The following is a 12,970-nucleotide window of genomic DNA, read 5'->3' as shown; positions in this document are numbered from 1 at the left end:
CAAAGGAAGCGCGGCGTTACGCGCCGGCCTCGCTCGCCTGCCCTTCCAGCTTTTTGACGATAGTGCGCAGCGCGTCGATTTCGGCGCTCAACAGCTTGAATCGGGTGTCCTGAGCCGCGATGCGCCTCTCCCTTTCCATCGCAACGGCCAGCCCCCGAGCGGTCGGGTCTACAATATCCTCCAGCGTTTCGCGCTCATCGCGGCCATAGAAGCTGCCGTCGGGCCGCGCGCCGAGAAGCAGCCATCCCATCGCACCAACCGCTTCGGCATGCAGCGGGATGCGCAGCGGGAAGAGCGGGTCCGTGCGATCGATCTGCATTTTTGCCGGCCCATCGACCGGCGCCATGCGCCGCGTCAGCCATGCCTCCACGGCCGCCCCGTCGATATCGCGGACCGCCAGCACGGCATCGCCGATCACGACGGCACCATGGCTGGCTCGTACACCATCCTCGATGCGCGCCAGAGCCGCATTCGCCAATATTTCCGCACTCGACGTTTCGCGCAAATCGCCGACCAGCAACGGCAGCCCCCGGCGCAATTGGACGAGGCCGCTACGGAAACGCTTTTCCACCCAATCCGAAACGCGGTGATGCACCGGCACGATCAGCATCGCCGCCATCGCCGCCGCCAATCCACTGGCCAAGGCGCCCGTGCTGCGGCCAAGATACTCCTCGCCGATGGCTTCGATCAGCTTCTCCGAAGCCGCGAAGATACCGACCATTCCAAGCGTCAGGCCACCATAGACCACCGAATTGCTGATCGTCGCATCGACGTCGAAAAGGCGATACCGAAGCAGCGATATGGTGAAGACAAGGCAGAACAGGATATTCGTCATCGACTGTACGGCGACGGCCACCACGGTAAGCCACGCATATACGCCATAATCGGTCGCCGCCTCGATAGGATAATTCAGCGCAGCATTCAGACAGAACGCCGCGACCATCGCCGCGAAGCCGAAAAGCGCCCAGCGAATTTGCTGCCGCTCGGTCCCGGCCGGCAGGCCGCGGGCGCGGACAAAAATGGCGGCCACGGCCAGGAGATATAGCGATATTTCGATCGCGCCGCCCAAGGCACCGAACACATCCGTGAAAACGAGAATCCCGAAAAGGATGGGCGCAGCCACGAATAGCAGCGCGGACCAGCGCGATGCGAACCGGCCATCGGGGAAGATCGCAAGGATCATCACCGGCAACGACGCGGAAAGAATATTGATCGCACCTATGGCGATCGAGGCCAGCCCCGATCCCCCCATCGATCCGCCGCTCGAAAAAACCGCAGCCGCGGTTGCACCACACAGCAGCATCAGGGAAGTCCACGGTGCGAGCGTATCGCGTCCGCGCCGAAGCATGAGAAGCAGAGCGCAGACCCACGGGACGAGCGAATAGCTGATCAGGTTCAGCAGGCCGAAGGCCCAGCGCGACGCACCGGGAAACAGGGCGTAGGGCCGAAGCGCGCGCCGCGCCAACTCGGGATCGCGGGTCAGCGTTCGCGTTACCTGCTCGCCCGACGGCTTTCGGATGGTCAGGGCAACCTGACTGCCGATAGCCCCGTCCAGCAGCCTGTCGACCGTCGCCCAATCGGCCTCCGTCACCGGACGGCCGTCGACGGCAACCAGCAAATCGCCGTTGGCGATACCCGTCTTTGCAGCGACGCTATCGACGGCCGGCCCCAGATGAACCCCGTTCATCGTCGTGAGGCCCAGATTGATGGCGGGCGGCACTGTGGTGATGTAGCGATAGGTCGCCGGCAATGAGGCCATCATGGCGATCGATGCTGCGACCAGCATCGTCCACCAGACGGCCAGGAACAGGAGTCGGGGCCTTCCGGTGAGCGGCGCCATGCTGTCCGGAAACCAACGCTTCTTCGTCGATCGTGCGTCTGTCAACTGGCCCCCCGCCACCCGCGCCGCCGCGCGAACACCCCGATTGCAATTTTCTAACCGAGGCGCGGCGCCCCCGCAACGGACATGTCGGGCAACGGCCATCGGAGCCAAGTCCCGAAATGGACATTCCGACAAGGCAAGGCTTCGCGCCCCGGCGAAGGCAGCGCAGGGCGGGCCGGGGCTATCGCCCGCCCTGCGCCGCTGCCTTGTCGAGCGCGGCGGCGTCCGCCAGCGTCATTCCCTTCGGCAGGATCGCCACCGACCACTGGCGCCCCGGCACCAGATATTGCCGCGCGAGCCGCTGGATATCGGCGGGCGTGATCGACGAAATATCGCGATCGATCGACAGTGCCGCCGCGGCGACGCGCGGATCGCGGGTCGCGCCCTCGAGCAGGAACATCCAATAGACGTTGCCGGTCGAAGCCCGCTCGATCTGCTCGCGGATCGGCCCGGCGTTGCGCGCGAGTTCGTCGGCGCCGACCGGATTGGCGACCAGGTCGGCGGCGATATCGCTGGCGATTTCATAGAAACGGCCGACATCCTTCGGCGCCAGCAGGCTGCCGACAACCAGATAGCCGCCGCTGCCATCGAAGCCAGTCGGCCAATGGCTGTCGGCGCTCGGACCATAGCTTGCCCCCTGCTCGGCGCGCAGCCGGTCGAAAAGCCGGTCGTTGAAGATCGCCGCCAATATCTCCAGCCCGTGCGCGTCACGCGGATTCCCCAGGCCTCCGCTCGTCGGCCATGCGGTCATCGCCGCCGCCTGCCCCTGTTCGCCCTTGTGGTAGGCGATCATCGGCGTTGTGTTGTGTTTCGCGAAAGCGACGGCCTGTCCGCTCGGCGGCGCCAGTTCCTGGCGCGGGGACAGCGCGCCCAGCGTGTTCGCCAATATCTGCTTGTAATCGACCGTCGACAGGTCGCCGAATATCTGCACCTCGATCGGCCCGCTCGCCAGCCGCGGTTCCCAAAAGGCGCGGAAAGCAGCCGGGGTCAGCGCGGATATCGCGGCCCTGTCGGGTGCCGACCAGCGCGCGTCGTCGCCGGTCAGCCAGCCTTGCAGATTGCGGTCGAGCACCGCGTTGGGCGTCGCATCGTTGAGGTCGTAGCCGGTCAGATAGCCGACGCGCAGCCGCTCGACCGGCGCGGCATCCCAGCGCGGCATCGCGAGCTTCGCCGCCATCAGCTTCATCTGATCGGCCAGATCGGCGGGCCGGCTTTCGGCCGACAGCTCGAACGCATCGTCCTCGACCGAGAAATTCATCTGGATCTGGCGCCCGTTGGTAAGCTGGTCGATCTCATTCTGGCCCCACGGGCCGATGCCGCTCGCGACCAGGGCATAGTCGCCGGTCCACAGCAGGTTCGGCGCGTCGGCGGCAACGCTGCGATTGCCGGTGCCGAAGCGGACCTTCACCCGCACCTTTCCGGGCTCGACCTGATTGTTCGACACCAGCGCGGTGACGCCGTTGGCGAATGCGATCCGTTCGGCGCGAAGCCCCGGAACCGGCTCCGTCGACACGATCGACCCGGGCTTGCCGATCGGGGGCAATTGCTTGAAATCGACGTTCGCTGCGGCCAGCCGGTCGCCCTGTATCTTCGGCGGCGCGGCCAGCGCCGCGATCAGGGCCGCGTCGCCGCCAGGAATCGCGGCCGGGGTCGTCAGCACGACGCGCGTCACGGGCGCGCTGAAGATCGCCTTGCTGATATTCAGCATCACCTGCGGCGTCGCGGAGGCGCGGATCGCCTTGAACATGTCGACCTGCCCCTGCGGGCTGGCGACCGTCTCGCCAATGTCGACCGCGCGCACCATGTCGTCGGCAAGCCGCGCGCCGGGCTCGTTGCGGGCGTTGTCGAGTTCCTTGAGCAGAAAGGCCTGAATCTCGTTCGCTTCGCGGTCGATGTCGGCCTGCGACGGCGGCGTCGTCACCGCGTCGGCGATCACCCCGCGCACGTCGGCGAGCGCCGCCTTCCAATCGCTGAGCGGCACGATCTGCGCCATGGTGACGTCGGCGCTGCGGCTGACATATTGCTGCTCGACCGTCGCGACCAGAAAGCTGCCGCCCGCCCGCGCCCGGTTTTCGAGCCGCCGGTTGACCAGCGCCTGCGCGAGATATTCGAGGTAGAGCCGCCGCGTATTCTCGACCGTGTCGATCCGCTTCTTCCACGGCCGGATCATTGCGAGGGTCAGCGCAAGCGGCTGGTTGGCCTCGACGATTACCTTTGCGACGGGTGCCTTGGGATCGGGTTTGCCGAAATCGGGCGGCGTCGGCGCCGGGCCGTCCCCCTGCCAGTCGCCATAATATTTGGCGATCAGCCGCGCGAACTCGGCCGGATCGCCATCGCCGGAGATCACGACCACCGCGCGATCGGGCCGATACCAACGATTGTGAAATGCCTGCACCGTGGCGGCGCGCGCCGCCGCCAGCGAGGCCGTCGTGCCGATCGGCGAACGATCGCCAAGCAATTGCCCCGCGAAAAGATGCGCGGTGGTGCGGTCGGCGATCCGCTTTTGCGGTCCGTCGGATTCGCGCAGTTCGGCCAGCACGACGCCGCGCTCGGCGGTCACCGCCGCTTCGGAAATTCGGGGTTCGCGCACCATGCCCGCGAGCAATTTCATGCTTTCATCGAGGTTGGCCGGGGTCACGCTCGGCAGGTCGAGTTGATAGACCGTCTGCGTCGGCGTGGTTTGCGCATTGGAATCGCTGCCGAATGTCACACCGAAACGCTGCCAGATGCGCTTCGTCTCGCCATCGGGAATATGCTCCGACCCGCGAAAGGTCAGATGCTCGAGCAGATGCGCGAAGCCGCGTTCGGCGTCACTCTCGAACATCGAACCGACGTCCATGCGGACACGGATCGACACCTGTCCGGGCGGCACCCCATTGTTGCGGACGGCATAGCGAACGCCGTTGGGCAGGATGCCAAACTGCCATGCCGTATCGCGCGGAATGTCGCTGCCCGCATAGAGCCAGTCGCTGGCCTGCCCGGCCTGCACCGGCACCGGAGAGGCGGAGGGCGTGGTCTGCGCGGCGGCGATCGGCGCGAACAGCATCGCGGCGGCGGCGCTGGCCGAAAGGAAGGATCGCAGGATAAAAGGGGGCGTCAGCGGGGGAGAATAGGACATTGCCCCCTCTTATCGCGTTCGAACCTTGCTGGCCACTGAACTTCGCCCGCCCGCCCTTTCCCTCGGGCTTGCGACGGGCGGCTTGCCGCGGGCACGGCTTGGGCCTAGCCAGACGCGATGGAAACCGCCCCTGCCCCGCTCGCCGCGCTCGTCCAGATGACGAGCGGCACCGATCCCGCCGTCAATCTGGCGACGATCGACCGCGCGCTAGCCGAAGCGGCGGCAAAGGGTGCGACGATGGCGTTCCTCCCCGAAATGTCGCTGCTGCTCGACCGCGACCGCCCGCGCTCGGCGATGCATATCGTCCGCGAGGCGGACAGCGCTTGGCTCCCGGCGCTCCGGCAGATGGCGCAGCGCCATGGCCTGTGGCTGCACAGCGGATCGATGCCCTTGCTGTCCGACGACGGCGCCCGGCGCGTCAATCGCAGCCATGTGATCGCCGCCGACGGCAGCGTTCGCGCGCGCTACGACAAGATCCACATGTTCGACGTCACCCTTCCGTCGGGGGAGAAATGGACCGAGTCCGCCGCCTATGCCAGTGGAGCGGCTCTCGAAGTCGTCCAAACCCCGCTCGGCCGTCTCGGCCTCAGCATCTGTTTCGACCTGCGCTTTCCCGAACTCTATCGCGCGCTGGTCGATCGCGGCGCCGATCTGATCGCGGTGCCCGCCGCCTTCACCGTCTCGACCGGCGAAGCCCATTGGCACATCCTGCTCCGCGCCCGCGCGATCGAAACGGCGTGTCATGTCGTCGCGGCAGCCCAGAGCGGAACGCACGCCGATGGGCGGGCAACCTACGGTCACAGCCTCGCGATTGATCCGTGGGGTACCGTGCTGGCCGAAGCGACGGCGGGCAACGCCGATGGCGATCGCGGCTATGATCTGATCCTCGCCCCGATCGCCGCCGATGCTGCCGCGCGGGCACGGCAGGCGATTCCGCTGGCCCGATCGCGTGCTGTTCGGTCGATCGAAATTTAGGGTATAGTCAAATTTCCTATGCCGGGTTTCGACCGGAAGCCGACCTATCTTGCATCGTCATCCCGGACTTGATCCGGGATCCATTCTCTCAGCGCCGGGGGAATGGATTCCGGATCAAGTCCGGGATGACGAAAGTCTGAAAGTAGCGCTCAGCATCTCTTATCTTCGTCATTCCCGCGAAAGCGGGAACCCAGAGCGTGCATCGGCTGACCCCACTCCGGGTTCCCGCTTTCGCGGGAATGACGAAAGTTGGGAAGGGGCCGCCCCCCACCCCAGAGCAGGCAGCGCCGTCAAATAGGCCTTTCCTACATTATCCGGCTATGCCAGCGTTCATCCGGCTCTTTCATTTGGTGGATAAAGGCGGCCGCGCCCCAGCTTGCGGGAGCGATCACGGCGAGACGTGCCGGGTGCGTTCTGCGCGCCGCGATACCCGCATCGGGGCGATGCAATAGGCTGAACTTTCCTGAACTTTGGAATTGCTACGTCGCCCTCGCGCCAACCGGCCTCGCGCCACGATGACGCACGAAGGCAGGGCAGCCTCCCACCCCGTTTCGACCATCTGCTGTTCGGCCAATGAGCGAAGCTCAATCCCCAAGCCCCAGACGCACAAAAGGCCCCGAACTTTCGTTCGGAGCCTTTTGGATTATCTCGGCGATGCCGGATCAGCCGGGGCTGGTCGGGTTGTCGCTGTTGTTGTCCGATGCCAGGATGATGCCACCGATGATCGCGGCCAGAGCAACGAGAGCGATGATCCAGCTCGTGCTTCCTTCGAGTTCGCTTTCGCCGCCGACAACCGACGTGGCACGAGCCGAATCAAGCGAGGTAGCAGCCGAAGCGGCAACCGGAGCCACAATCATCGACGTTGCCGCGAGGGAGATCGCAGCTTTCTTAAGCAGGTTCATCTTCTTCTCCGTCCACTGGAACTAGTCTTATCGAATCACACCAACGCGTTGGCTATCGCTGTGAATCTACCCAGCCTCTGTAGGCATAGTCATTGCCGATTGCAACGATGATTTGACCTATCCCCCATTTGTTATGAATTTGCTAAACCAGCGAAAAGCGCTGCATCGGCCCCAATTCATCCACGTCGGATACGATCGAACGGCTCGCTCGTCACCGGGTAGCCGAGATGATCGGGGATGCACAGATGCGCGCGGCCATCGCGTTCCTCGACCCACGGCGTGACCAATTCGACCGGAAAATGCCCGGCATGCGCCGAAAAATCGGCGAAGCTGCCCGTCTGCGCCAGCCTCTCCAGATTGCGGCGGGTCGGGAAGATGATCGACACGTCGCCGCGATCGGCCATCGCCAGCGTGTCGGGGGCGCTCGCCCAAAAGATATGGCTGTGCTCGGCCTCCTCGACCGTCAGTTCATGCCCGTGCGGCGGCGCGGCGACGGCATAGAAGCGGGTGTCGAAGGTGCGCGCTTCCTTGAAATTGGGGCACCAGCGCGCAAAGGGCACGAGCGATTCGAGTGCGAGTCGCTCGTGCCGCGACTCCAGCATCTTTGACAATAGCGTCCCGCCGAGCAGCGCCTGGCGGATTGCGGCCGTTTCCTGATCGGCGAGCGTCGGCCAGCCGACCGCAAGACCCGTCTCCTCGAGCGTTTCGCGCAGCGCCGCGACCCGCGCCGCGCCCTCGACATCGTCCGGCGCGAAGCCGTGCTGCGCCGCGACCACATAATCGTCGGGATCGATGCGCCCGCCCGGAAACACCACCGCACCCGCCGCGAAAACCATCGTCGTCGACCGCTTGACCAGCAATATCTCGTCGGGCCCGCCCCCGCTTGGGGGGCGCATGATGACGAGCGTGGCAGCGGGGATGGCGTTGTCCGGCACGGCGGACGGCGAAGCGGATGAACTCATGCCAAAACCCTAACCGTGCGCGCCGCGCTTGTCATCCGGCCATTGCAGAGGCGCGGACGAGGGTGCAAGAAGGGCCTCCAGTGGGAGCAGGGCCATGGGAATATTGGAGATTCTGGGTGTCGCCGGCAGTCTCAGCCTGCTCGCAGGCTGGCGGCTCTACCTCACCATTCTCGCCACCGGCATCGCGATGCATTTCGGCTGGCTGCCGCTGCCCGAACATCTGAAGGCTCTGCAGGTTCTCGCCAACCCCTGGGTACTCGGCGTCGCGACCGTCGGCACGCTTGCCGAATTCTTCGCCGACAAGGTCGCCTGGATCGATTCGGCCTGGGACACGATCCACAGCGTCATCCGTCCGCTCGGAGGCGCGCTGCTCGCGCTCGCGCTCGTCGATAGTTCCGATCCGACGTGGCAGGTCGTGGCCTTCCTCCTCGGCGGCGGCGGCGCGCTGCTCAGCCACGGCGCCAAGGCGACGACGCGCGCGGTCGTCAACATCAGCCCCGAACCGTTCAGCAACGCCGCGGTCTCGACCGGCGAGGATGTCGCGACGACCGGCCTGCTCGCGCTCGCCATCGCCTATCCCGCGCTCGCGATCGTGATCGCCATCCTGCTCGCCGCCGCCGCGGTGGTGGTGATCGTCGCGCTGCGCCGCCTGCTCCGCAACATCAAGACGACGCTGAAACGCGCGCTCGGCGATCTGCCGCCGGAGGCAGAGCGTTTGCCGCCGGTTTAGGCCAGCGATTCGGCAATCGGTCCTCCCCACCGCCTCGCGGCAGAGAGGATCGGATAGCGATCAACCCGCTAGCAATTCCTTGAGCGGCTTGTCGGTATCGGCAAGCTGCTCGGCCGTCGCGACGAGCCCGGCGGTGACGATCTTTCGCCCCTGGACGTAATCCTTGGTCGCATTGACGCAGTCGAGCGCGATCACCCTGCCTGCCTTCAGATAGACGATCGAGAAGCTGCGGCTCGCGATGTCGCCGCGCACCACCGTCTGGTCGTGCCCGGTCGAGAGCCCCGCGGTCTGGAGCTTGAGGTCGTACTGGTTCGACCAGAACCAGGGGATAGCGTGATAGGGCGCTTCGTCGCCAACGATGCCCTTGGCGACGACATTCGCCTGGTCGTTGGCATTCTGCACCGATTCGAGCCGGATCGTCGCCCCCTCGGCAAATTCGTTCACATGCGCCGCGCAATCGCCAATCGCATAGATGTCGGGCAGGCTCGTCTTGCAATGGCGGTCGACGAGCACGCCGTTTCCACCCTCGGCCCCCGCCGCGATCAGCGGCTCGACCGCCGGGACGATGCCGATGCCGACGATGACGAGATCGGCGGGAATGACCTCGCCGTCCGACAGGCGCACGCCGGTTACGTGATCCGTGCCCTCGATCGCTTCGACCGCGACACCGAGCCGGAGGTCGACGCCATGCTCGCGATGTTCCTTCTCATAGAAGCGCGACAGATCCTCGCCCGCGACGCGGGCGAGCACGCGGTCGAGCGCTTCCAGCAGCACGACCTTCTTGCCCGCCTTTGTCAGCACCGCCGCCGCCTCGAGCCCGATATAGCCGCCGCCGATCACGACGATCTGCCGCGCCGTCTCCGACGCCGCCTTCATTGCGTCGGCGTCGGCACGGGTGCGCACGCCCTGCACGCCGGGCAGGTCGCCGCCGGGGATCGGGAGCATCCGGGGGCTGCCGCCGGTCGCCCAGACGAGCTTGCCGTAACCGATCGTCTCGCCGCCGTCGGTGGTGACGCTATGTGCCGCGGGATCGACTCCCACCACGCGCTTGCCGAGCAGCATCGTCACTTCGCGCTCGTCCCAATATTTGGCGGGACGAAGCTGGATGCGCTCGAACTCCTTCTCGCCCGCGAAATATTCCTTCGAGAGCGGCGGGCGCTCATAGGGCAGTTCGGGTTCGTCGCCGATGATCGCGATGCTGCCTTCGAATTTCTGTGTCCGCAGCATTACCGCGACCTGCGCGCCGCCGTGTCCGGCCCCCACGATCACCACGTCGAACTGCATAATCCCTCCGTTACGGCGCGCTCGCTTTTCGGCCGTGCCCTTGCACGCCGCAGGCAGCGGCACAACAAACATTGGCTATCAGGCGGACAGTATCACCTCGTCGCGAAGCGCGACAAGCGCCGCGCCCAGCGCCTCGACCTCGGCCTCGCTGCGCGATCCGGCGACGAACGAAGCGGACAGGCAGAAACCGGGGGCGATATCGGCGATTCCTGCGGCGACGGTGCAGACGCCGCGGTGGGCGTGACCGCGATCGATCGCGAACCCCTGCACCCCCGCCGCCGCGACCTGCCGCGCATAAGCCTCGAACGTCAGCGCGTCCTGCCAGCGCACCGGGGCATAGCGCCGCGCCAGTTCGGCTTCGCTCACCCCCTGCACCGCGGCAATCGCGCGCCCCGCCGCGCCGCTGCCGAGCGGCTGGCGTTGTCCGTCGGCGAGGCTGAGGCGCATGCCGGCGTCGCTCTCGGCACGCGCGGCGAGTTGCATGCGGTCGCGCGAAACGACCCGCCACAGCCCGACCGCCGCCTCGTCGCGCTGGGCGAAGCGCGCCATCAGCGGCTGCGCGCGGTCGGCGAGCCGCGCGGCGCGCGTGTCGCGGAGCGCATCGGCCGCCTGCCACGCAACCGCCAGCCGATATTGCTTGGTCCGCGCGTCGCGCTCGACCGTGCCCTCGGCAACCAGCGTCTTCAGGAGGTTGAGGCAACTCGACGGGCTGAGGTCGGTGAAACGGCCGATATCCGACAGCGTCAGCGCTCCCGACTCCGCGAGCAGGCGGAGGATGGCGAAAGCCTGCGAGACGGAGCGAACCGGACCGGTCATGGCTCGGAGATATTTTCAACATTATGAAAAATCAATTCCGAATGTTGAAATGATACGCACGGTCGCCTATCGCGCTATCGACACGAATCGAACGGGAGAGCGGCCATGAGCGGATGCCTTGACGGAAAGGTCGTCGCGATCACCGGCGCGGGCCGCGGGATCGGCCGCGAACTGGCGCTGCATTGCGCCGCCCAGGGCGCGGCGGTGGTCGTCAACGACCCCGGCGTCGCGCAGGCGGGCGACGGCGGCGACGCCGCGCCGGCCGAAACGACCGCGGCCGACATCGACGCCGCGGGCGGCAAGGCAATCGCCAACTTCGGCAATGTCGCCGACCCGAAAGAAGCCGCAAGCATCGTCGAGGACGCGGTCGCCAAATTCGGCCGCATCGACGCCGTGGTGAACAATGCCGGCATCCTCCGCGACACCATCTGGCACAAGATGAGTTATGAAGACTGGAAGAGCGTCATCGAGGTCAATCTGACCGGCGTCTTCAATGTCTCGAAGGCTGCGACGCCCTATTTTCGCGAGCAGCAATCGGGCAGCTTCATCCATTTCACCTCGACCAGCGGCCTGATCGGCAACATCGGGCAGGCCAATTACTCTGCCGCGAAGCTCGGCGTCGTCGCGCTGTCGCAGTCGATCGCGCTCGACATGGCGCGCGCCGGAGTGCGCTCCAACTGCATTGCCCCCTTCGCGTGGAGCCGGATGACCGCCTCGATCCCCGCGACGACGCCCGCCGAACAGGAACGCGTCAAGCGCATCCAGGAAATGTCGGCCGACAAGATCGCGCCGCTCGTCGCCTATCTCGCCTCCGACCTGTCGCAGGACGTGACCAACCAGATTTTCTCGGTGCGCAAGAACGAGATCGTCCTGTTCTCGAAACCGCGCCCCGTGCGTTCGATGACCAAGCTCGAAGGCTGGACGGCAGAGGCGATCGCCGACGAACTGATCCCCGCCTTTCGCCCAAGCTTCGCGCGCGCCGACGAAGTGTCGGCGCACGTCTTCCCCTACGACCCGATCTGAGGAACAGCCCATGAGCAACCCCGGCATGGACGCGGACGTCTTCGAACAGTTCATCGAGCAGCTTCAGCGCTATGTGCGCGAGCGCCTTCTCCCCGCCGAGAAGGAGATCATCGAGACCGACCGCATCCCCGACGATATTCTCGCCGAAATGCGCGATATGGGACTGTTCGGCCTGACCATCCCCGAAGAGTTCGGCGGCGCGGGGATGAACGTCAGCCAGTACGTCAAGACGATCCACACGATCAGCTATGCGATGCCGGCCTTCCGTTCGATCATCTCGATCAACATCGGCATGTTCGCCTCGGCGCTCAAGAATGGCGGGACCGAGGCGCAGAAGGCCGAGTGGCTGCCGCGCGTCGCTTCGGGCGAAATCGCCTGCTTCGGCCTGACCGAACCCGGCTCGGGATCGGACTCGGCGGGGCTTCAGACGACCGCGACGCAGACCGACAACGGCTGGGTGCTGAACGGCACCAAGCGCTACATCACCAATTCGCCCTTCGCCAAGGTCGGCCTGATCATGGCGCGCACCTCAAAGGAGAATCTGCCCAAGAACGCCCATGTCTCGGCCTTCGTCGTGCCGATGGACGCGCCGGGCGTGTCGATCGGCAAGTCGGACAAGAAGATGGGCCAGTCGGGCAGCCATATCGCCGACATCGTGATGGACGACGTCCGCGTCGGCGGCGAGGCGTTGCTGGGCGGCGAACTCGGCAAGGGCTTCGCCTATGCGATGATGAGCCTGGACAACGGCCGCATGTCGGTCGGCGCCGCCGCCACCGCCTACGCCCGCCGCGCGCTCGACAGCGCGGTGCGCTACGCGACCGAGCGCAAGGCGTTCGGCGAACCGATCGCCAATTTCCAGCTTATCCAGCAGATGCTCGCGCAGAGCGAAATCGACATCTATGCCGCCGAATGCATGATGGCGGATGTCACGCGCCGCGCCGATGCGGGCGAGAATGTCCTGCGCAAGGCGGCGGCGTTCAAGGTCTTTGCATCCGAAATGTGCGGGCGCGTGGTGGACGCCTGCGTGCAGGTTTATGGCGGCGCGGGCTATCTCGCCGAATATGACGCCGAGCGCTTTTTCCGCGATGCGCGTATCTATCGCATCTACGAAGGCACGACGCAGATTCTCCAGCTTCAGATCGCCAAGCATATGCTGCGCGAATTCGCGGCGGCGAATTGAAGATGAGGAACCGCTTTCCCTCTCTCCCACCGTGCCCCCGCGAAGGCAGGGGCCTATCTCCTGCCCTAACGATACAGAGCAAGCTGTGGCAGGAGATC

10 protein-coding genes are annotated in these 12,970 nt (G+C 65.8%); 4 read left to right on the top strand and 6 right to left on the bottom strand.

The features are described 5' to 3' along the window. Positions 1 to 16: 16 nt before the first annotated feature. Together NP825_RS03515 and NP825_RS03510 are read right to left on the bottom strand one after the other, a co-directional pair. Positions 17 to 1,840, bottom strand: a complete 1,824-nt coding sequence (locus NP825_RS03515) for a PDZ domain-containing protein (protein ID WP_257548422.1) — start codon at positions 1,838 to 1,840, stop codon at positions 17 to 19. 223 nt (positions 1,841 to 2,063) lie between these two features. Further along, positions 2,064 to 5,000 carry a pitrilysin family protein gene (locus NP825_RS03510; protein WP_257548420.1) on the bottom strand — a complete coding sequence of 979 codons (2,937 nt, stop codon included), beginning with the start codon at positions 4,998 to 5,000 and terminating at the stop codon, positions 2,064 to 2,066. A 117-nt stretch (positions 5,001 to 5,117) separates the two neighbouring features. Here NP825_RS03510 and NP825_RS03505 point away from each other — a divergent pair, with 117 nt between their 5' ends. Next, positions 5,118 to 5,975, top strand: coding sequence for a carbon-nitrogen hydrolase family protein (locus tag NP825_RS03505; RefSeq protein ID WP_257548418.1), 858 nt, complete (start codon positions 5,118 to 5,120; stop codon positions 5,973 to 5,975). 662 nt (positions 5,976 to 6,637) lie between these two features. On the opposite strand, the gene NP825_RS03500 is transcribed toward NP825_RS03505, so the two are convergent. Both NP825_RS03500 and NP825_RS03495 read right to left on the bottom strand, forming a co-directional pair. Then, the gene (locus NP825_RS03500; protein ID WP_257548416.1) at positions 6,638 to 6,877 is read right to left on the bottom strand and encodes a hypothetical protein; all 240 of its coding nucleotides are present in this window, start codon (positions 6,875 to 6,877) and stop codon (positions 6,638 to 6,640) included. A 176-nt stretch (positions 6,878 to 7,053) separates the two neighbouring features. Then, positions 7,054 to 7,839 carry an NUDIX domain-containing protein gene (locus NP825_RS03495; protein WP_257548415.1) on the bottom strand — a complete coding sequence of 262 codons (786 nt, stop codon included), beginning with the start codon at positions 7,837 to 7,839 and terminating at the stop codon, positions 7,054 to 7,056. Positions 7,840 to 7,933: 94 nt separating this feature from the next. Between NP825_RS03495 and NP825_RS03490 the strand changes: the two genes are divergently transcribed. Further along, complete coding sequence (locus NP825_RS03490; RefSeq protein WP_257548414.1) at positions 7,934 to 8,569, top strand: DUF4126 domain-containing protein; 636 nt, start codon at positions 7,934 to 7,936, stop codon at positions 8,567 to 8,569. Between the two features lie 60 nt (positions 8,570 to 8,629). Here NP825_RS03490 and NP825_RS03485 read toward each other — a convergent pair whose 3' ends face one another. After that, complete coding sequence (locus NP825_RS03485) at positions 8,630 to 9,853, bottom strand: NAD(P)/FAD-dependent oxidoreductase (RefSeq protein ID WP_257548413.1); 1,224 nt, start codon at positions 9,851 to 9,853, stop codon at positions 8,630 to 8,632. 78 nt (positions 9,854 to 9,931) lie between these two features. Next, positions 9,932 to 10,669 (bottom strand): IclR family transcriptional regulator, encoded by a 738-nt coding sequence (locus tag NP825_RS03480; RefSeq protein ID WP_257548412.1) that lies wholly within the window; start codon positions 10,667 to 10,669, stop codon positions 9,932 to 9,934. 105 nt (positions 10,670 to 10,774) lie between these two features. Between NP825_RS03480 and NP825_RS03475 the strand changes: the two genes are divergently transcribed. Next, a complete protein-coding gene (locus tag NP825_RS03475) occupies positions 10,775 to 11,692 on the top strand; it encodes an SDR family NAD(P)-dependent oxidoreductase (protein ID WP_257548411.1) in 918 nt (305 codons plus the stop codon). A gap of 10 nt (positions 11,693 to 11,702) precedes the next feature. After that, complete coding sequence (locus tag NP825_RS03470) at positions 11,703 to 12,872, top strand: acyl-CoA dehydrogenase family protein (RefSeq protein WP_257548410.1); 1,170 nt, start codon at positions 11,703 to 11,705, stop codon at positions 12,870 to 12,872. The last annotated feature ends 98 nt before the right edge of the window (positions 12,873 to 12,970 follow it).

Source organism: Sphingopyxis sp. DBS4, from assembly GCF_024628865.1.
Classification (GTDB): Bacteria; Pseudomonadota; Alphaproteobacteria; order Sphingomonadales; family Sphingomonadaceae; genus Sphingopyxis.
Note: the sequence above shows the minus strand (reverse complement) of the source record. Positions and strands in the feature narration are given on the sequence as shown.

Bases quoted from the DNA above. Each gene is read 5' to 3' on its own strand.
- NP825_RS03485 (WP_257548413.1), bottom strand. From the start codon at position 9,853: ATGCAGTTCGACGTGGTGATCGTGGGGGCCGGACACGGCGGCGCGCAG.
- NP825_RS03515 (WP_257548422.1), bottom strand. From the start codon at position 1,840: ATGGCGCCGCTCACCGGAAGGCCCCGACTCCTGTTCCTGGCCGTCTGG.
- NP825_RS03510 (WP_257548420.1), bottom strand. From the start codon at position 5,000: ATGTCCTATTCTCCCCCGCTGACGCCCCCTTTTATCCTGCGATCCTTC.
- NP825_RS03475 (WP_257548411.1), top strand. From the start codon at position 10,775: ATGAGCGGATGCCTTGACGGAAAGGTCGTCGCGATCACCGGCGCGGGC.
- NP825_RS03495 (WP_257548415.1), bottom strand. From the start codon at position 7,839: ATGAGTTCATCCGCTTCGCCGTCCGCCGTGCCGGACAACGCCATCCCC.
- NP825_RS03490 (WP_257548414.1), top strand. From the start codon at position 7,934: ATGGGAATATTGGAGATTCTGGGTGTCGCCGGCAGTCTCAGCCTGCTC.
- NP825_RS03470 (WP_257548410.1), top strand. From the start codon at position 11,703: ATGAGCAACCCCGGCATGGACGCGGACGTCTTCGAACAGTTCATCGAG.
- NP825_RS03480 (WP_257548412.1), bottom strand. From the start codon at position 10,669: ATGACCGGTCCGGTTCGCTCCGTCTCGCAGGCTTTCGCCATCCTCCGC.
- NP825_RS03500 (WP_257548416.1), bottom strand. From the start codon at position 6,877: ATGAACCTGCTTAAGAAAGCTGCGATCTCCCTCGCGGCAACGTCGATG.
- NP825_RS03505 (WP_257548418.1), top strand. From the start codon at position 5,118: ATGGAAACCGCCCCTGCCCCGCTCGCCGCGCTCGTCCAGATGACGAGC.